The sequence below is a fragment of the Streptomyces sp. NPDC033165 genome (genome assembly GCF_055577965.1).
The window spans coordinates 1-19120 of sequence record NZ_JBVIPK010000029.1; the positions used below are offsets into that span (position 1 = coordinate 1).

Here is a 19120-nt window from a genome sequence, read left to right on the forward strand (position 1 = left end):
GGGTGCTTTCGAGGTTCTTCGCTTTCGCGTTTTCCCTTTCCGGCGGTTCCAACTTTACCAGACTCTCTTTCGTTCCGTTTCCGGTCCGAATTCGACTTCCGGTGGCCTGTGGAGGGCCTTTGCCTTTCGGCGGACCCGACTTTATCAGAGATTCTGAGTCGGAATTTCCGCCCCGTTCGGGTGCCCCGGGCGCACGAGTGCGCGCGGTGCTTCCCGTTCAGGCGGAGACGTAAACGTACTGGAGCGGGGCGCCCCGATGCAAATCGGGGGCCCCGCTCCAGGTCGGGCGGCGTGGAAGGGTCAGACCTCGACGACGACCGGAAGGATCATCGGGCGCCGACGGTAGGTGTCGGACACCCACTTACCGACGACTCGGCGGACCATCTGCTGGAGCTGGTGAGGCTCCATGACGCCGTCCTGGGCCGACTTGTCCAGGGCTTCCTGAATCTTCGGGGTGACCGCGCCGAAGGCGCCGTCGTCGATGCCGGAGCCCCGGGCCTGGATGTGGGGGCCGCCCACGAGCTTGCCGGAGGAGCTGTCCACGACGATGAAGACCGAGATGATGCCCTCGTCGCCGAGGATGCGGCGGTCCTTGAGGGAAGTCTCGGTGACATCGCCGACGGAGAGGCCGTCGACGTAGACGTAACCGGCCTGGACCTTGCCGACGATCTTGGCCTTGCCGTCGATGAGGTCGACGACCACGCCGTCCTCGGCGATGACGATGTGGTCCTTGGGGACGCCCGTAAGGGCACCCAGTTCGGCGTTGGCCCGCAGGTGGCGCCATTCGCCGTGGACCGGCATCAGGTTCTTCGGCTTGCAGATGTTGTAGAAGTACAGCAGCTCGCCGGCCGAGGCGTGGCCCGAGACGTGGACCTTGGCATTGCCCTTGTGGACGACGTTGGCGCCCCAGCGGGTCAGGCCGTTGATCACGCGGTAGACCGCGTTCTCGTTGCCCGGGATCAGGGACGACGCCAGGATCACCGTGTCGCCGGGGACGATCCGGATCTGGTGGTCGCGGTTGGCCATCCGGGAGAGGGCCGCCATCGGCTCGCCCTGCGAGCCCGTGCAGACCAGCACGACCTCGTCGTCCGGGAGGTCGTCGAGGGTCTTGACGTCGACGACCAGGCCCCCGGGGACCTTGAGGTAGCCGAGGTCGCGGGCGATGCCCATGTTGCGGACCATCGAGCGGCCGACGAAGGCGACCCTGCGGCCGTACTCGTGGGCGGCGTCCAGGATCTGCTGGATGCGGTGCACATGGCTGGCGAAGCTCGCCACGATGATGCGCTTCTGGGCGTTCGCGAAGACCGTGCGCAGGACGTTGGAGATGTCCCGCTCCGGCGGCACGAAGCCGGGGACCTCGGCGTTCGTGGAGTCGGACAGAAGGAGGTCGATGCCCTCCTCGCTGAGCCGCGCGAACGCGTGCAGGTCGGTGAGACGACCGTCCAGCGGGAGCTGGTCCATCTTGAAGTCACCAGTGGCGACGGCCAGGCCCGCAGGGGTGCGGATGGCGACGGCCAGGGCGTCCGGGATGGAGTGGTTGACCGCGATGAACTCGCAGTCGAAGGCTCCGATGCGCTCGCGCTGCCCCTCCTGCACCTCAAGGGTGTAGGGGCGGATGCGGTGCTCCTGGAGCTTCGCCTCGATCAGCGCGAGGGTGAGCTTGGAACCGATGAGGGGGATGTCCGGCTTGAGGCGCAGCAGGTAGGGGACGCCACCGATGTGGTCCTCGTGGCCGTGTGTGAGGACGATGCCCTCGATGTCGTCCAGGCGGTCCCGGATCGTGGTGAAGTCCGGGAGGATCAGGTCGATGCCCGGCTGCTCCTCCTCGGGGAAGAGCACGCCGCAGTCGACGATGAGCAGGCGGCCGCCGTACTCGAAGACCGTCATATTGCGGCCGATCTCGCCCAGGCCGCCGAGCGGGGTGACCCGCAGGGCGCCCTTCGGAAGCTTCGGCGGCGTACCGAGTTCAGGGTGCGGATGACTCAAAAGACTCTCCTTACCACGCACGCCACGTACCGCTGAGGCACGTGGCGCGCATGTCATTCGTGCACTTGCTGTTGTCTTGGGTGGTGCTCGGGCGAGTCGCCTCGCCTGTTCGGCTGTTCAGTTGTGAAGTCCGTGGTTACAGCTGTACCCCGCCGGCGGCGAGGTCGATCTTGAGCTGACCCGTCTCCTGGGCGGTGAGTTCGACAAGGGGCAGGCGCAGGGGGCCCGCCGGGAGGCCCTGGAGGGTGAGGGCCGCCTTCGTGGTGATCACGCCCTGGGTGCGGAACATGCCCGTGAAGACCGGGAGCAGCTTCTGGTGGATCTCGGTCGCCTTCTGGACGTCGCCGCTCAGGTGGGCCTCGATCAGGGCCCGCAGGTCCGGGGTGACCACGTGGCCGACCACGGAGACGAAGCCGACGGCGCCGACCGAGAGGAGCGGCAGGTTGAGCATGTCGTCGCCCGAGTACCAGGCGAGCCCGGACTCGGCGATGGCCCAGCTGGCGCGGCCCAGGTCGCCCTTGGCGTCCTTGTTCGCGACGATCCGGGGGTGCTCGGCGAGCCGTACGAGGGTCTCCGTGTCGATCGGGACGCCGCTGCGGCCGGGGATGTCGTACAGCATCACGGGCAGGCCGGTGGAGTCGGCGATCGCCGTGAAGTGCCGCAGCAGGCCCTCCTGCGGGGGCTTGTTGTAGTACGGCGTGACCGCGAGGAGGCCGTGGGCGCCGGTGCGCTCGGCTGTCCGGGCGAGCTCGACGCTGTGGCGGGTGTCGTTGGTCCCGATGCCCGCGACGACATGGGCTCGGTCGCCGACGGCTTCGAGCACCGCCCGTACGAGCTGGTCCTTCTCCGCATCACTGGTGGTCGGGGACTCACCGGTGGTGCCGTTGATGATCAGGCCGTCGTTGCCTGCGTCCACCAGGTGGGCGGCGAGCCGCTGGGCGCCGTCGAGATCGAGAGCGCCGTCCGCCGTGAAGGGCGTGACCATAGCGGTGAGGACCCGCCCGAAGGGGGTCTGCGGAGTGGAGATCGGAGCCATGGGTAACACGCTACTCGCTGCTCAGCGCGCGGGGTCCCCTCGGGGGGGACGGGGAAGAGGAGCCCGGCACTGCCTGCTCGGGGGTTCAAGCAGTGCCGGGTCCGTTTGATCAGCCTAGATGAACTTCTCGAAACGCCGCAATACGGACACCGCTTATGGGGCGACGCGTCCATTTTTGTTGAAGGCCGCATGAGTGAGCGGCATGAGCTGCGCCCAGTGGGCTTCCATCTGCTCGCCGACCATCTCGATCTCGCGCTGGGGGAAGGACGGGACCTTCGCCAGCTCGTGCTGGGTGCGCAGGCCGAGGAAGTGCATCAGGGAGCGCGCGTTGCACGTGGCGTACATCGAGGAGAAGAGGCCGACCGGGAGCACCGCGCGGGCGACCTCACGGGCCACGCCCTCCGCCAGCATCTTCTGGTACGCCTCGTAGGAGGCCCGGTAGGACTCCTCCATGGCGCGGGTGGTGAGGTCGTACTGCCCCTGGGTGCCCTCGACGAACTCGTACTTGCCGGGGCGGCCCTGCTGGACCAGCTTGCGGGAGGTTCCGGGGACGTAGAAGACCGGATCCAGCTCCCTGTAGCGGCCCGATTCCTCGTTGTAGGACCAGCCGACGCGGTGCCGCATGAACTCGCGGAAGACGAAGATCGGGGCGCTGACGAAGAAGGTCATCGAGTTGTGCTCGAACGGGCTGCCGTGTCGGTCCCGCATGAGGTAGTTGATGAGCCCCTTGGAGCGCTCGGGATCCTTGGTGACCTCTTCCAGCGACTGCTCACCGGCGGTGGAGACCCGGGCGGCGAACAGCACGTCCGCGTCGTGCGCGTCGCTCTTCACCAGCTCGACGGTGACATCGCTGCGGAAGTGGGGCTTTGCGGGTTCGGGGGTGTCGGTCACCGACAGGGGTCCTTCCAGGGGCGGTGCGGGAGGCCCGACGGCGTCGCTCGGGCGGCGACCACTTTACGGGTCTTGATGGGCCGGGTGCGCCGGGGCGTGCACCCGGCCGCCTCGGGCAGCCGTTCGTGGATTTCCCCCAACAAGTACGGCGATTCGGGCACCGATTCGGCCCGTCGTACGTCTGACTCAATAGCAGCACCCGTCACTCAGAGCAAGGAGAGCTTCCTCATGTTCCGCCGGCGTGAATCCGTCCCGTTCTCGTTCGTCGCCGAGGCCGACCGGTTCCGCAGCAATGTCACTCCTCCGCCCGCCCCCCGCGCCACCGTTCCCGAGCTGCTGGGGCGGTCCCTCATCGGGCTGACCGTGGTCGCCGGTCTGGTGGGGTCACTGCTGCTGGGGCTCCCGGCGCTCGACTCCGGCCAGGCCCCGGCCCACGGCAAGCAGTCCGAAGCGTCCCAGGGCCGCTGACTCGTACGGACCCCCTGGGGTGGTCGGGCCGGTGGCACGCTCGGTAGCCTCACCGGGCACAGCAATCGAGCGTGCTTGTGAGTGAGGATGAGTCGTGCCCCTGCCCTTTCTGACGGCCGACCGCGCATTCGATGCGAGCGCGGAGGACGTGGCGCTGCCGTTCGACGACCACGTCAGCTGGCGCCGGCCCTACCGCCCCGGCCCCTGGCGGGTCGCGGCGGCGGCCACCCTCCTGCTGCTGGCCTCGTTCGTGCTGCTCGCGGCCCTGATCACCGGTGCGGCCGGAGCGCTTTCGGGAGCCGCCGTCTGTCTGGCGCTGGCCGGTGCGGTGATCGCCGCCGCGCTGCGTCTGCTGCGTGTCGGCGCGTGGGTCAGCCGTCACGGTGTCCGGCGCGTCGGGTTCTTCCGGACCTCCACGGTGGCCTGGAGCAGCACGTCGACGGTGCGTACGGTCCAGCAGCCCGTGAAGTGGATGGGGCTTCCCCGTACGGTCCAGGGTCAGGCGCTCGTCGTGGTCAGGCAGAACGGTGAAGCTCTGCCGCCGCTGGTCACCGATCACAACGCGGACTTCCTCGGGCGCGAGGAGGCGTTCGAGCGGGCGACCGATGCGGTCGAGGCTTGGGCGGATGAGTACCGGCTCGCGTGAGCGATCGGTCAGTTGTACGCAGGTGAGCCCGGGGCCCGTGTGGGTCCCGGGCTCACCTGCGTACGGCTGAGAGATCTCCTCAGTCGCCGGACGGGCTGGAGACCGCGGGCGGGCTTGCGGGTGCGGCCTCGCTGGAGGCGCGCAGCGCGATGGCCCGCTGCATGGCCTTGCGGGCCCTGGGGGTGTCCCTCGCGTCCTGGTAGGCGACCGCCAGCCGGAACCAGGCACGCCAGTCGTCCGGGGCGTCCTCGGTCTCCTCGCGGCGCTTGGTGAAGACCGCGTCTGCGGCGTCCCGGTCGATGCGGCCGGACGGGGTGCGGGCCAGGTCGTCGACCGGGAGGCCGCCCTCCGCGTCCAGTTCGGCGGCGAGCACGTTGGCCCGGCGGACGAACTGGGTGTTCTTCCAGAGGAACCAGACGCCGATCACCGGCAGGATCAGGACGGCGACGCCGAACGTGATCGTGAGCAGCGTGCCGTGCCGGATGAGCATCAGGCCACGGCTGCCGACCAGGAAGAAGTAGAAGACCAGGACGGCTGCCGTGGCGATGTAGGTGATCTTTGCGCGCATGGTGGGCTCAGTCAGTTCAGGTCGAGGAAGTGTTCCAGGCCGAACGTGAGGCCGGGAGTGGTCACCACGCGGCGGGCGCCGAGCAGGATGCCCGGCATGAAGCTGCTGTGGTGGAGGGAGTCGTGGCGGATGGTGAGGGTCTCGCCCTCGCCTCCGAGGAGCACCTCCTGGTGGGCGAGCAGTCCGCGGAGCCGGATCGCGTGGACCGGGACGCCGTCGACGTCCGCGCCGCGGGCGCCGTCCAGGGCGGTGGTGGTGGCGTCCGGCTGGGGGGCGCTGCCCGCCTTGGCGCGGGCCGCCGCGATGAGCTGGGCGGTGCGGGTGGCGGTGCCGGAGGGGGCGTCGACCTTGTTCGGGTGGTGCAGTTCGACGACCTCGACGGACTCGAAGTAGCGGGCGGCCTGCTCCGCGAACTTCATGGTCAGGACCGCGCCGATGGAGAAGTTCGGGGCGATCAGGACGCCCGTCCCGGGGGAGTTCTCCAGCCAGTTGGTCAGCTGCGCGAGCCGTTCGTCGGTCCAGCCCGTGGTGCCGACGACGGCGTGGATACCGTGCCGGACGCAGAAGTCGAGGTTGTCCATCACCGATGCGGGGGTGGTCAGCTCGACGGCGACCTGGGCGCCCGCGTCGGTGAGGGTCTCCAGCTTGTCGCCCCGGCCCAGGGCCGCCACCAGCTCCAGATCGTCGGCGGCCTCGACGGCCCGTACGGCCTCGGCGCCGATGCGGCCCCGAGCACCGAGAACGGCTACGCGCAGCTTGCTCATCTTGTCTTCCTTAAGGGGTTAGGAGACCGCTTCGTGGAGGCGGTCCGCCTGCTTGTCCTTGAGCGGGCCGATGACCGAGAGCGAGGGGCGCCGGGTGAGGAGCTCGCCCGCCACCTCCCGTACGTCGTCGGGGGTGACCTCCGCGATGCGCGCGAGCATGTCGTCGACGGACATCTGCTCGCCCCAGCACAGCTCGCTCTTGCCGATACGGTTCATCAGCGCGCCGGTGTCCTCCAGGCCGAGGACGGTGGAGCCGGAGAGCTGGCCGATGGCGCGGGCGATCTCGTCGTCGTCCAGGCCGTGGGTGGCGACCCGGTCCAGTTCGTCGCGGCAGATCTTCAGGACGTCGTGGACCTGGCTGGGCCGGCACCCCGCGTAGACGCCGAAGAGGCCGCAGTCGGCGAAGCCGGAGGTGTACGAGTACACGCTGTAGGCCAGGCCGCGCTTCTCCCGGACCTCCTGGAAGAGGCGCGAGCTCATACCGCCGCCGAGGGCGGTGTTGAGGACGCCGAGTGCCCAGCGGCGGTCGTCGGTGCGGGCGAGGCCGGGCATCCCGAGGACCACGTGGGCCTGCTCGGTCTTGCGGTTCAGCAGCTCCACCTTGCCCGCGGTGCGCAGGGTGCGGGAGCCCTCGCGGGGCGCCATCGGGACGGCATCCGTACGGGAGAGGGCCCCGGCGCGCTCGAAGGCGCGGCGGACCTGGCGTACGACCGTGGCGTGGTCGACGTTGCCGGCGGCGGCGACGACCAGGTGCGTGGGGTCGTAGTGCTTCTTGTAGAAGCGGGCGATCTGGCCGCGGCTGAGCGCGTTGATCGTGTCGACGGTGCCGAGGACCGGGCGGCCGAGGGGGGTGTCGCCGAGCATGGTGTGCGCGAACAGGTCGTGCACGCAGTCGCCCGGGTCGTCCTCGGTCATCGCGATCTCTTCGAGGATGACGCCGCGCTCGGCGTCGACGTCCTCGGAGGCGATCAGCGAGCCGGTCAGCATGTCGCAGACGACGTCGATGGCCAGCGGCAGGTCGGTGTCCAGGACCCGCGCGTAGTAGCAGGTGTACTCCTTCGCCGTGAAGGCGTTCATCTCGCCGCCGACCGCGTCGATCGCGGAGGAGATGTCCAGGGCGGTGCGCTTGGCGGTGCCCTTGAAGAGGAGGTGTTCGAGGTAGTGGGTCGCGCCGTTCAGGGTGGGCGTCTCGTCGCGTGATCCGACGTTGGCCCAGATGCCGAAGGTGGCGGACCGGACGGAGGGCAGGGTCTCGGTGACGATCCGCAGACCGCCGGGGAGGACGGTGCGGCGGACGGTGCCGATGCCGTCCTTGCCCTTGAGAAGCGTTTGGGTACGGGCGACGGCCCGCCCCTCCGAAGAGGGGCGGGCCGTCGTCGCGGAACTACGGGACGTCACTTGTCGGTGTCGTCCTTCTTCTCGTCGGCCTCTTCGCCCTCGACGACCGGGATGAGGGAGAGCTTGCCGCGGGAGTCGATCTCGGCGATCTCGACCTGGACCTTGGCGCCGACGCCGAGCACGTCCTCGACGTTCTCCACGCGCTTGCCGCCGGCGAGCTTGCGGATCTGCGAGATGTGCAGCAGACCGTCCTTGCCCGGCATGAGCGAGACGAACGCACCGAAGGTGGTCGTCTTGACGACCGTGCCCAGGTAGCGCTCGCCGACCTCCGGCATGGTCGGGTTGGCGATCGCGTTGATCGTGGCGCGGGCGGCCTCGGCCTGCGAGCCCTGCTGGGCACCGATGTAGATGGTGCCGTCGTCCTCGATCGTGATGTCGGCGCCGGTGTCCTCCTGGATCTGGTTGATCATCTTGCCCTTGGGGCCGATGACCTCACCGATCTTGTCCACCGGGATCTTGACGGTGATGATCCGGGGGGCGTTCGGGGACATCTCGTCCGGAACGTCGATGGCCTCGTTCATGACGTCCAGGATGTGCAGACGCGCGTCACGGGCCTGCTTCAGCGCGGCGGCCAGGACCGAGGCGGGGATGCCGTCGAGCTTGGTGTCGAGCTGGAGCGCGGTCACGAACTGCTTGGTACCGGCGACCTTGAAGTCCATGTCGCCGAAGGCGTCCTCCGCACCGAGGATGTCGGTGAGGGCGACGTAGTGGGTCTTGCCGTCGATCTCCTGCGAGATCAGGCCCATGGCGATACCGGCGACGGCGGCCTTGAGGGGCACACCGGCGTTCAGCAGCGACATGGTGGAGGCACAGACCGAGCCCATGGACGTCGAGCCGTTGGAGCCCAGCGCCTCGGAGACCTGGCGGATCGCGTAGGGGAACTCCTCGCGCGTCGGGAGGACCGGCACGATGGCGCGCTCGGCGAGCGCTCCGTGGCCGATCTCGCGGCGCTTGGGCGAGCCCACGCGGCCGGTCTCGCCGACGGAGTACGGCGGGAAGTTGTAGTTGTGCATGTAGCGCTTGCGGGTCACCGGCGAAAGGGTGTCCAGCTGCTGCTCCATCCGGAGCATGTTGAGGGTGGTGACGCCCAGGATCTGGGTCTCGCCACGCTCGAACAGCGCCGAGCCGTGCACGCGCGGGATGGCCTCGACCTCGGCGGCGAGCGTACGGATGTCCGTGACGCCACGGCCGTCGATGCGGACCTTGTCCTTGATGACGCGCTCGCGGACCAGCTTCTTGGTCAGCGCGCGGTACGCGGCGGAGATCTCCTTCTCGCGGCCCTCGAAGGCCGGGAGCAGCTTCTCCGCGGCGATCTCCTTGACGCGGTCCAGCTCGGCCTCGCGCTCCTGCTTGCCCGCGATGGTGAGCGCCTGGGCCAGCTCGGAGGTGACGGCGGTGGCGAGCGCCTCGAAGACCTCGTCCTGGTAGTCCAGGAAGACCGGGAACTCGCCGACCGGCTTGGCGGCCTTGGAGGCCAGGTCGGACTGGGCCTTGCAGAGCGCCTTGATGAAGGGCTTCGCGGCGTCCAGACCGGCGGCGACGATCTCCTCGGTGGGAGCCTCGGCGCCGTCCTTGACGAGCTGGATGGTCTTCTCGGTGGCCTCGGCCTCGACCATCATGATCGCGACGTCGCCGTCCTCCAGGACGCGACCGGCGACGACCATGTCGAAGACGGCGTCCTCAAGCTCGGTGTGCGTCGGGAACGCGACCCACTGGCCCTTGATCAGGGCGACGCGGGTGGCGCCGATCGGACCGGAGAAGGGCAGGCCCGCGAGCTGCGTGGAGCAGGAGGCGGCGTTGATCGCGACCACGTCGTAGAGGTGGTCGGGGTTGAGCGCCATGATCGTCTCGACGATCTGGATCTCGTTGCGCAGGCCCTTCTTGAAGGAGGGGCGCAGCGGCCGGTCGATCAGACGGCAGGTGAGGATCGCGTCCTCGGAGGGGCGGCCCTCGCGGCGGAAGAAGGATCCGGGGATCTTTCCGGCCGCGTACTGCCGCTCCTCGACGTCCACCGTGAGGGGGAAGAAGTCGAGGTTGTCCTTGGGCCGCTTGGAAGCGGTGGTGGCCGACAGCACCATGGTGTCGTCGTCCAGGTACGCGACGGCGGAGCCTGCGGCCTGCTTGGCCAGGCGGCCCGTCTCGAAGCGGATGGTGCGGGTGCCGAAGGTTCCGTTGTCGATAACGGCCTCGGCGTAGTGGGTCTCGTTCTCCACTAGTGATTTCTCCATACTCGTCGTCTTTCGTCCTGCCGCCCGTGTGGCGGAGGACGGTGCGGGAGAAGCGCACCGTGGATGCGGGCCGGTCTTCGATCGAAGCTCCCGGGCGTTTTCCCGGGGGCCACTACCGAGGACCGGCGGCGGCGTCGCTGCGCCTCTCCCTACTTGCTCTGGTGTCGTACGCCCAGGTTACTGAGCTTGACACCGGTCGTGCACGTACGGCAAAGGGAGCGGTCCCCTGAACCGCGGGAACCGCTCCCTCTCCACAGCGTCCTTACTTGGCGCCGCCGGCCGCACCGCGGCGGATGCCGAGGCGGTCGACCAGCGCACGGAAGCGCTGGATGTCCTTCTTGGCCAGGTACTGCAGGAGGCGGCGACGCTGGCCGACCAGGATCAGCAGACCACGACGGGAGTGGTGGTCGTGCTTGTGCGTCTTGAGGTGCTCCGTCAGGTCCGAGATCCGGCGGGAGAGCATGGCGACCTGGACCTCGGGGGATCCGGTGTCACCCTCCTTCTGGGCGAACTCGGACATGATCTGCTTCTTCGTAGCGGCGTCGAGCGGCACGCGTACTCCTCTTGATGTTCGAAGCGCCCACGAGTGCCCCTGGTCTTGATCTCAGGGGAGCTTCCGTGACTCGGAGGCGAAGGTCCGATGAGCGCAGTCCCCAGGATGATCCGAGGACGCGTACACAAACGGCCACTGGTCAGAGTACCAGCCGTTCGGGTCACACCCCGCCGCTGATCAGCTGGTGAGGGCCCGGATCGAGTGGTAGACGTCGAAGACCGCGAGGCAGAGCGGGAGCAGGGTCAGCAGAACGACCGCCTCGGCGATCTCCAGGAAGCGGCCCCAGAAGGGGGTCACTCCCTTGCGCGGCACGATCAGGCCGATGGCGGTGATCAGGGCGGCGACGCCCGCGACGGCGGCGGCGAGCCACACCGTACGGATGTCGAGGGCGGCGCCGTCCCCCTTCAGCGCGTCGTGCATCAGGGCGGTGGGCGGGTTGAGGGACAGCCCCAGGCCGAGGAGGACGAGGGCGCCGAGGCCCGCGGCGAGCGCGCAGCCGACCTGGGCCGTGTAGCGGAACAGGTGGGCGCGCATCAGCATGGCGACCCCCGTGGCCAGGGCGAGCAGCTGGCCCCAGACGTTGTCCGAGAATCCCAGCACCGCGGCGGCCGCCACGGCGACAAGGGCGCATCCGCCGACCAGGCCGAGGAGCAGTTCGTGGCCGCGCCGCGCCTGGGCGGCGATGCGCACGGCGTCCACCGGGCCCTGGGGCGCCGGTTCGGAGGTCCCGTAGTCGCCGACCGTGGTGCGGGGCGGCTCGAATCCGATGGGGAGGCGGGCGAAGCGGGTCGAGAGCCCGGGCAGGAAGGCCAGGACGCCCACGGCGAGCGGGGAGCACACGGCGGCGGCCTCGATCGGCTCGATGCCGGTCAGGATCGCGGTGAACGTCACCAGGAGGCCGATGGTGCTCGCGAAGACGAACGCGACGAACGGGGCGTCGCCGCCGGGCGCGACGATCATCAGGATCACGGCGACCACCAGGACCGCGGCGCAGCCGAGCAGGAACTGCAGCCGCCCGACCCCCTGCCCGGTACTCAGGGGCAGCAGACCGGACCCGGCCACCGCCGCGTTCACCAGGGCGCCGGTGCCCAGCGCGATGGCCGAGCCCCGGTCGTCGTACACCCGGGCGCGGACGCAGGCGAAGGCGAGGAGGAACAGGGCGACGACCGTCGCGAGGATGCCCGGCAGACCGTGCATGTCGTGGCGCGGGTCGGCAGTCCACAGCACGAAGGCGAGCAGGACGAGCAGGACGGAGCCGCCGAAGAGGCCGGCGCCGCGCATGAGCGCGTCGCCCCAGAGCGTGCGGTCCTTGGCCACGGCGGTGGCGACGGCGTCGGAGACGTCGTCGAAGACCGCGGGGGGCAGCGATTCGGAGAACGGCCGCATCGAGAGCAGCTCGCCGTCGAGGATGCGGTGGCCCGCCAGCGTACGGGCGCTGTCGAGGACAGTGCCGTCGCGGCGCACCAGGTGGTAGCCGACCGGGGCGCCGGGGGTGGGGCTCTGTCCGGACAGCCGGAGGATCTCGGGGTACAGATCGGCCACGGGGATGTCCTCGGGCAGGGCCACGTCGACGCGGCTGTCCGGTGCGACGACCGTGACCCGGCAGAATCCGGTTCCGCTGCCGGACGGCGTCCCGTGACTCTGCCGGCCGGGTCCGGTGGCTGCCGCTTGGGCCGTCATCGTCACCTGCTGCTCCCCCTGCTCAACTTTTCCCTGCTGCTTCTGCTGCCTTGCTTCTGCCGCGCCCGCACGTGCCCGAGCCTGCTCCGCCGCGCGCGGGCGCCTGAGCCCGCCGCGCGCGCTTCCGCCGGTCCCGAATGACCGTGTTCACGCGACAGTTAGCGGATGCGTACACGCATCGCGACACCCTACCGCCATGGGGTGCTCGCCACGCCAGTAGGATCCATCCCGCGGATGGGACCCGTCGCCACGGGGGCGCCGATAGGAACACTTCCGTCCGGCAAGGGAATTGGTGAGCTGTGAGCCAGATCGTCGTCAAGCGCCCACCGCGGGCCCTGCCCTCCGAAGTGCCGGTCGAACAGGTGCAGTTGCAACCTCCGCCGGAGCTCCCCCGAGGCCAGCAGGAGGGCGCTCTGATGCAGCTCCTGCCGATGCTGGGCATGGGCGGTTCGGTCGTCTTCTTCTTCATGACGCCGAACCCGATCATGCGCATCATGGGCATGATCATGATCGCGTCGACGGTCGCCATGGCCATCGCGATGCTCGTACGGTACCGGCGGGGCACCCAGGGGCAGCTCGCCGATCTGCGCCGCGACTATCTGAAGTACCTGACGCAGACCAGGCGCACCGTGCTCAGGACCGCGCGCAAGCAGCGCGACGCGCAGTTCTACCTCCACCCTTCTCCCGAGCAGCTGTGGGCGCTCGTGGCCGAGGGCAGCCGGGTGTGGGAACGGCGGGCCGGTGACGCGGACTTCGCGCAGGTGCGTATCGGTCTGGGCGGTCAGGAACTGGCCACGCCGCTCATCGCCCCCGAGACGGCGCCCGTCGACGAGCTGGAACCGCTGGCCGCCGGAGCGATGCAGCAGTTCCTGGCGACGCACTCCACGGTGGACGGCCTGCCGATGGCCGTCTCGTTGCGGGCGTTCTACCACCTGACGATCAGCGGTCACGCGGATTCCGCGCGCTCGGCGGCGCGTGCCGTGGTCGGCGGGCTGGCCTCCCTGCACTCCCCCGAGGACCTGGTGATCGCGGTCGCGACGGGCACGGAGGAGGCACCGCAGTGGGAGTGGGCGAAGTGGCTCCCGCACGCGCAGGCCTCCGGGCCGGGGGACGGTGCCGGGAGCCGGCGGCTCATCACGACGAGTTCCCTGGCCCTGGAGGAGCTGCTGGCGGGCCGCCTGGAGGGCAGGCCCCGCTTCCAGCCCGGCGGACAGCCGCTCGTGGACCAGCCGCACATCGTGGTGGTCCTGGACGGGGAGTCGGTGCCGCCCATGTCGGTGCTCGCCTCGGCCGAGGGCCTTCAGGGTGTGACGGTCATCGAGGTCGTACCGGGCGAGGTCACCGGGGCCCGCGGGGGCCTGTCCATCGTGGTGCAGCCGAAGTCGTTGCGGCTGGAGTCGGGGCAGGGGCTGGTCTACGACGGGGTTCCCGACCTGCTGAGTTACGAGGCCGCCGAGGCACTGGCCCGGCAGCTGGCCCCGCTGCACATGGCGACGGGCGGGGACGACGACGAGCCCCTGCTGGCCAACCTGGAGTTCACCGATCTGCTGAACCTGGGGGACGCGGCCTCCATCGACGTCGGCCGGACCTGGCGTCCGCGCTCCCAGGCCGAACGGCTGCGGGTGCCGATCGGCGTGGGCGAGGGCGGCGCCCCGGTGATGCTGGACCTGAAGGAGGCGGCGCAGGAAGGCATGGGCCCGCACGGTCTGTGCGTGGGCGCCACCGGCTCCGGCAAGTCCGAGCTGCTGCGCACGCTCGTGCTCGGCCTCGCCGTCACCCACACGTCGGAGACGCTCAACTTCGTCCTCGCCGACTTCAAGGGTGGTGCCACCTTCGCCGGTATGGCGCAGATGCCCCACGTCGCGGCCGTGATCACCAACCTCGCGGACGACCTGACCCTGGTCGACCGTATGGGTGACTCCATCCGCGGTGAGCTCAACCGGCGCCAGGAGATGCTGCGCGACGCGGGCAACTACGCCAACATCCACGACTACGAGAAGGCACGCGCGGCGGGTGCGCCGTTGCAGCCGATTCCCTCGCTCGTTCTGGTCATCGACGAGTTCAGCGAACTCCTCACCGCCAAACCCGACTTCATCGAGATGTTCGTCCAGATCGGCCGTATCGGCCGTTCCCTGGGCGTACATCTGCTGCTGGCCTCGCAGCGCCTGGAGGAGGGGCGGCTGCGCGGTCTGGAAACGTATCTCTCCTACCGGGTCGGCCTGCGGACGTTCTCGGCCGCCGAGTCCCGGGCGGCGCTGGGCGTGCCCGACGCGTACCACCTTCCGAATGTTCCCGGCTCCGGGCTGCTGAAGTTCGGTACGGAGGAGATGGTCCGGTTCAAGGCCGCGTACGTCTCCGGGGTGTACCGCTCGGGCGCCAACCGGGCCGCTACGCCGGGCGCTCCGCTTCCGGTGGACCGCAGGCCCGTTCCGTTCACGGCCGCCCCGGTGCCGGTCCAGTACGTTCAGCCCGCGCCGCAGCCCGGTGGCGTACCGGAGCAGCGTGCGGCGGAGGACGACGCGCTGGCGGACACGGTGCTCGATGTGATCGTGCGCCGGCTGGAGGGGCGCGGCGCCTCGGCCCATCAGGTGTGGCTGCCGCCGCTGGACAATCCGCCGTCGCTGGACGAACTGCTGCCGGGGCTCTCTCCGGTACGGGGCCGGGGGCTGACGCAGCCCGGTTTCGAGGGCTCGGGCCGGCTGGTCGTCCCCCTGGGTGTGATCGACAAGCCGTTCGAGCAGCGGCGCGACACCCTCTACCGGGACTTCTCCGGCGCCGCCGGTCACATGCAGATCACCGGAGGGCCGCAGTCCGGCAAGTCGACGCTGCTGCGGACACTCATCGCCGGTTTCGCCCTGACCCACACCCCGGAGGAAGTCCAGTTCTACGGACTCGACTTCGGTGGTGGCGGTATGTCCTCGATCGCGGGTCTGCCGCATGTCGGCGGCGTCGCGTCCCGCCTGGACCCCGAGCGGGTGCGCCGTACGGTCGCCGAGGTGTACGGCATCATGGCGCGACGCGAGGAGTACTTCCGCAGCGCCGGGATCGACTCCATCGCCACCTTCCGGCGGATGCGGGCGCGCGGTGAGATCTCGGTGACCGACCAGCCCTGGGGTGATGTCTTCCTGGTCATCGACGGGTGGGGCAGCTTCCGGACGGACTACGAGGGGCTGGAGACGGCGGCCACCGACATCGCGGCCCGCGGACTCGGTTACGGCATCCACCTGATCGTCACGGCGTCACGTTCCATGGAGGTCCGGGCCAGCCTGAAGGACCACCTCATGAACCGCCTGGAGCTGCGGCTCGGGGATGTGATGGACTCCGAACTGGACCGCAAGGTGGCGGCGAACGTACCCGCCGGGGTGCCGGGCCGCGGCCTGACCCCGGAGAAGCTGCACTTCATGGCGGCGGTACCGCGGATCGACGGCATCAACTCCGACAGCGACCTCTCCGAGGCCACCGCGGCGATGAACCAGGAGGTCACCCGGCACTGGACGGCGGCGCCCGCACCTGCGGTGCGTCTGCTGCCGCGTTCGCTCCCGGCGAGCGAGCTTCCGGCGGGGTACGCGGTTCCGGAGCGGGGTATCGCCTTCGGCATCGACGAGAACAACCTGGAGCCGGTCTTCCTCAACTTCGAGCAGGACCCGTTCTTCCTGGCGTTCGGCGAGAGCGAGTCCGGCAAGTCCAACCTGCTGCGGCTGATCATCAAGCAGCTGACCGAGCGCTACGACGGGGACTCCTGCAAGCTCTTCGTCATCGACAACCGGCGTTCGCTGCTGGACGTGACCCCGCCCTCGCACCTGGCGGAGTACATCCCGATGTCCAACGACATGGACCATCACATGGTGGCCCTGCACGACCTGATGAAGCGCCGCACGCCCTCCGCCGATGTCACGGCACAGGAACTGCGTGACCAGAGCTGGTGGCAGGGCCCCAAGGTGTACGTCGTGATCGACGACTTCGACCTGGTCTCCACGTCGAGCGGCAACCCGCTGGCACCGATCACGGAGATGCTGCCGTTCGCCCGCGATGTGGGTGTCCGCTTCATCATCGCCCGCAGCACGGCGGGCGCGAGCCGCGCGCTGTACGAGCCCTTCCTCCAGCGCATGATCGAGCTGGGTGCGCAGGGCGTGGTGCTGTCGGGCGACCCGAACGAGGGCGACCTCATGGGCAACGTACGGGCGCGGCCGATGCCTACGGGCCGGGGCATCTTCGTGACACGGCGGCGGGGGAACCCGTTGGTGCAGACGGGGTTTGTCGGCGGGGAGGGGTAGGACCGAGGGCGGCGGGGCGGCAGGGGTGGCGGGGGGGGGCGGATGCGCTTTCCCGTTTCGGTACCTGTCTACGTTCCCGTACCCGTTCGCGCACCTGTACCCGTACCCGTTCGCGCTTCCGTACCTGCTTGCGCTTCCGCCCCCGTACTTGCATCCACATCCGCATCCTCATCCGCGCATACGACACACGTCAGGGTGGGCACCTCCCGCGCGTGCCCACCCTGACGTGTGTATGTGCTGTTTGTTGACCTCTGCCGGCGATCAGAAGTTCGCTGCGGAGCGCTTGTCGCCGCTGCGGTACAGAGGAGCCGCCTCACGGACCTTCTGCGCGATGTCCTTGAGGTTGTCCCGGATGAACCCCGCGTCCTCGTTCCACTTCACCTGGGACAAGCGGTACGCCTCCTTGGCCTCGCCCTCCCACAGCTCCGAGACCGACGCGACCATGGTCTTGATCTCGTCCAGGTCCTGGGTGAGCTGCTTGCTCTGCCGCTCGATCTCACCGGCCGCGAGATCCAGGCTCGCATAAGTGACAACCGTCGTACCGTCGTTGTTGTTCGCCATGTGGTCCTCCGCTGTGTTCGTTCGAGAAGTGAGGGTCAGAAGCTGTTCAGGCTGGACGCCCTTTCGGTCTCCTTGCTGGAGTAGCCATCGACGACGTCCACGCCCTGGAGGGCCTGTCGAATCTCGTCCTCGGTGTTGCCCGAGATCGTACGCGCGGCCTTGATGGCCTCCTGGAACCGGAGAAGCTGCTTGGCCAGGCTGACCATGCGCTGGTTGATCTGCTCCTGCTTGGCGTTGAACTGGTTGGCGCCGATGCCCTTCCACTTGCCTTCGAGGCTGTCGATGGTCCCGTGGAGCTGCTTGAGCTGCCCCTTCACCGAGTTGAACTTCAGGGTGAGGTCGCCCTCCAGCTTCAGGAGTGTGGCATCGGAGATCTTCTGATCCGCCATGATTCTCTTTCCTTTTCGGTTGGTTCTGTACGGTCCCGGCGGGGTTGGCCCACCGGGGGCACACGGAACGTACGGTCAAGCGGCGCGACGCCTGCACATCACGGCGTAGGCCACACCTGCGAGCACAGCCGCCCCTGCGGCCACGCCGATGATCAGGCCCAACTGGCTTTCGCCGCCCGAGGAGCCGGAGGACTCGTTCTCCTCTGCCGCTGCGGCCTGCTCATCGCTCTTGCCGTCGTTATTGGCGGGCTGCGGTGTGGCGGAGGCGTCGGGCGTGGACGAATCACCGGGAGTGGACGAGTCGGCAGGGCCGGTCGTCTTCTCCTTGGTGAGCGGGCTGATGTCCGGGGCGCCGGGGTCTCCCTTGCCCTTGAGGATGTTCATCGAGGGGCGGATCAGACCGTGACCGAGGTACTTGCTGCGCTCGCCCTTCTTCCAGTCCCGGCTGGCGGTGTCGAAGAGGACGTTGAGCACCTGGTTGGCGGTCCAGTCGGGGTTGGCGGACCAGACGAGGGCTGCGGAGGCGGAGGCGATGGCGGTGGCTGCGCTGGTGCCGCCGTCGCCGTCGCAGTAGCGCTGGAAGGAGTTGTCGCACCAGTAGGGGACGTCGTTCCCGGGAGCAGCGATATCCGTGGTATTCACATGTTGCGAATAATCGGAAACTCTGCCATTTCGGTCCGCCGAGGCAATTCCCACCACCTGAGGAAAAGCTGCTGGGTAAATCTTCTCATTGGTCGATTCCCCCTCGTTCCCCACCGCAGCGAAGAACAGCTTCCCCTTGCTTTCGGCATACCGGACGGCCTCACGCTCCCGCTCCATATAGAACGGCCCACCAAAGGACATGCTGATGATTCGCGCGTCGCTTTCAGCGGCGGCCCGAATAGCGTCCGATGTATCGCGCGCATTGGAGGAGTGCTTCTTCTGGAACTCAGTATTGGCGATGCGCATGGGAATGATCTTGACTCCCGGAGCAAGGCCCTTCAGGCCTCCATTTTTACCGGTACCGGCGATCAACTCAGCCATTGTTGTTCCATGACCGTCATAGTCGTCCGTTTCGTCACCGGGAGCCCCGGTTGCATCAAAACCTTTTAGAATTTGCCCTTGCAGTGAGGGAGTGGACGAATTCACGCCAGAATCGATGACCGCGACTTTGATGCCTTCGCCCGTCGTGACCTTCCACATTTCCTCAGCCTGCATCGCACCGAGGTACCACTGCTTCGACTGCACGTCCGCAGCCGCGGCAGGCTGGACCAGGCAGACGACGAGCACACCCAACGAGGCAGCGAGAGCCAGTGCGCCACGTACACGCAACCGGGCCCGGCCCATTCTTGCTGTCATCCCGACTTCCGAACCTTCCCTGGGCACTGCTACTCGACCACCGGCGGCACCACTCCGCGCCGCCCGGCGTTCCATGTCTCTTCGTCTTCTGTCAGGTAGTCAGGGCGGGACGAGCCCTTTGGCTCTCTGTCGTCCCGGTCGTGCTTTCGCCCATCCGGACCACGAACGAGCCCTGCGCCACCCATCGTGAAGCCCTTTGAGTTCGAGCCCGGCCCGGCAGCCTTGCGAGCAGCACCGACGACTCCGTTACTGAGGTTGAACTGGTGATGTCGTAGGGGCTGACGACTTCTCGCCGGTGCGGTATCACCGGGGTATGCGGTATCCACAAGGGGGCGGGCTG

General features: G+C 68.7%; 15 protein-coding genes and 1 pseudogene. 3 read left to right on the forward strand and 13 right to left on the reverse strand.

Annotated features, from left to right (window positions below; genetic code table 11):
* Positions 1–300 precede the first annotated feature (300 nt).
* From ACZ5WC_RS32825 to thyX, 3 genes are all read right to left on the reverse strand, one after another.
* Positions 301–1986, reverse strand: coding sequence for a ribonuclease J (locus ACZ5WC_RS32825; RefSeq protein ID WP_096632150.1), 1686 nt, complete (start codon positions 1984–1986; stop codon positions 301–303).
* A gap of 136 nt (positions 1987–2122) precedes the next feature.
* On the reverse strand, positions 2123–3022 hold the full coding sequence (gene dapA / locus ACZ5WC_RS32830; protein ID WP_468544246.1) for a 4-hydroxy-tetrahydrodipicolinate synthase: 900 nt from the start codon (positions 3020–3022) through the stop codon (positions 2123–2125).
* Between the two features lie 153 nt (positions 3023–3175).
* Complete coding sequence (thyX, locus tag ACZ5WC_RS32835) at positions 3176–3913, reverse strand: FAD-dependent thymidylate synthase (protein WP_468544247.1); 738 nt, start codon at positions 3911–3913, stop codon at positions 3176–3178.
* A gap of 228 nt (positions 3914–4141) precedes the next feature.
* On the opposite strand from thyX, the gene ACZ5WC_RS32840 reads away from it, so the two are divergent.
* Both ACZ5WC_RS32840 and ACZ5WC_RS32845 read left to right on the forward strand, forming a co-directional pair.
* Positions 4142–4381: a hypothetical protein gene (locus tag ACZ5WC_RS32840; RefSeq protein WP_096632145.1), complete on the forward strand. Its 240-nt coding sequence runs from the start codon at positions 4142–4144 to the stop codon at positions 4379–4381.
* A gap of 94 nt (positions 4382–4475) precedes the next feature.
* Complete coding sequence (locus ACZ5WC_RS32845) at positions 4476–5027, forward strand: hypothetical protein (RefSeq protein WP_468544248.1); 552 nt, start codon at positions 4476–4478, stop codon at positions 5025–5027.
* A 79-nt stretch (positions 5028–5106) separates the two neighbouring features.
* Here ACZ5WC_RS32845 and ACZ5WC_RS32850 read toward each other — a convergent pair whose 3' ends face one another.
* The 6 genes from ACZ5WC_RS32850 to eccD all read right to left on the reverse strand — a co-directional run bounded on the left by ACZ5WC_RS32850 (position 5107) and on the right by eccD (position 12218).
* A complete protein-coding gene (locus tag ACZ5WC_RS32850; RefSeq protein ID WP_468544249.1) occupies positions 5107–5595 on the reverse strand; it encodes a hypothetical protein in 489 nt (162 codons plus the stop codon).
* 11 nt (positions 5596–5606) lie between these two features.
* Positions 5607–6359, reverse strand: coding sequence for a 4-hydroxy-tetrahydrodipicolinate reductase (gene dapB / locus ACZ5WC_RS32855; protein ID WP_468544250.1), 753 nt, complete (start codon positions 6357–6359; stop codon positions 5607–5609).
* Positions 6360–6377: 18 nt separating this feature from the next.
* Positions 6378–7757, reverse strand: coding sequence for a M16 family metallopeptidase (locus tag ACZ5WC_RS32860; protein WP_468544251.1), 1380 nt, complete (start codon positions 7755–7757; stop codon positions 6378–6380).
* Complete coding sequence (locus ACZ5WC_RS32865; RefSeq protein WP_468544255.1) at positions 7754–9970, reverse strand: polyribonucleotide nucleotidyltransferase; 2217 nt, start codon at positions 9968–9970, stop codon at positions 7754–7756. Before ACZ5WC_RS32865 ends, ACZ5WC_RS32860 begins: the two co-directional genes overlap by 4 nt.
* Positions 9971–10247: 277 nt before the next feature.
* Entirely contained in the window at positions 10248–10538 is a 291-nt protein-coding gene (gene rpsO, locus ACZ5WC_RS32870) for a 30S ribosomal protein S15 (protein ID WP_003965855.1), read from the reverse strand.
* 177 nt (positions 10539–10715) lie between these two features.
* The gene (eccD, locus tag ACZ5WC_RS32875) at positions 10716–12218 is read right to left on the reverse strand and encodes a type VII secretion integral membrane protein EccD (protein ID WP_468544256.1); all 1503 of its coding nucleotides are present in this window, start codon (positions 12216–12218) and stop codon (positions 10716–10718) included.
* 299 nt (positions 12219–12517) lie between these two features.
* Here eccD and eccCa point away from each other — a divergent pair, with 299 nt between their 5' ends.
* On the forward strand, positions 12518–16492 hold the full coding sequence (gene eccCa / locus ACZ5WC_RS32880) for a type VII secretion protein EccCa (RefSeq protein ID WP_468544252.1): 3975 nt from the start codon (positions 12518–12520) through the stop codon (positions 16490–16492).
* A 261-nt stretch (positions 16493–16753) separates the two neighbouring features.
* Here the strand turns inward: eccCa and ACZ5WC_RS32885 are convergent, their stop codons facing one another.
* The 4 genes and pseudogenes from ACZ5WC_RS32885 to ACZ5WC_RS32900 all read right to left on the reverse strand — a co-directional run.
* Positions 16754–17053 carry a WXG100 family type VII secretion target gene (locus ACZ5WC_RS32885; protein ID WP_468544253.1) on the reverse strand — a complete coding sequence of 100 codons (300 nt, stop codon included), beginning with the start codon at positions 17051–17053 and terminating at the stop codon, positions 16754–16756.
* A gap of 35 nt (positions 17054–17088) precedes the next feature.
* Positions 17089–17442: a WXG100 family type VII secretion target gene (locus ACZ5WC_RS32890; RefSeq protein ID WP_096632133.1), complete on the reverse strand. Its 354-nt coding sequence runs from the start codon at positions 17440–17442 to the stop codon at positions 17089–17091.
* Positions 17443–17517: 75 nt separating this feature from the next.
* Positions 17518–18780 (reverse strand): S8 family serine peptidase, encoded by a 1263-nt coding sequence (locus ACZ5WC_RS32895; protein WP_468544254.1) that lies wholly within the window; start codon positions 18778–18780, stop codon positions 17518–17520.
* Positions 18781–18809: 29 nt separating this feature from the next.
* Positions 18810–19120, reverse strand: a pseudogene (locus tag ACZ5WC_RS32900) (hypothetical protein); the annotation flags it as partial.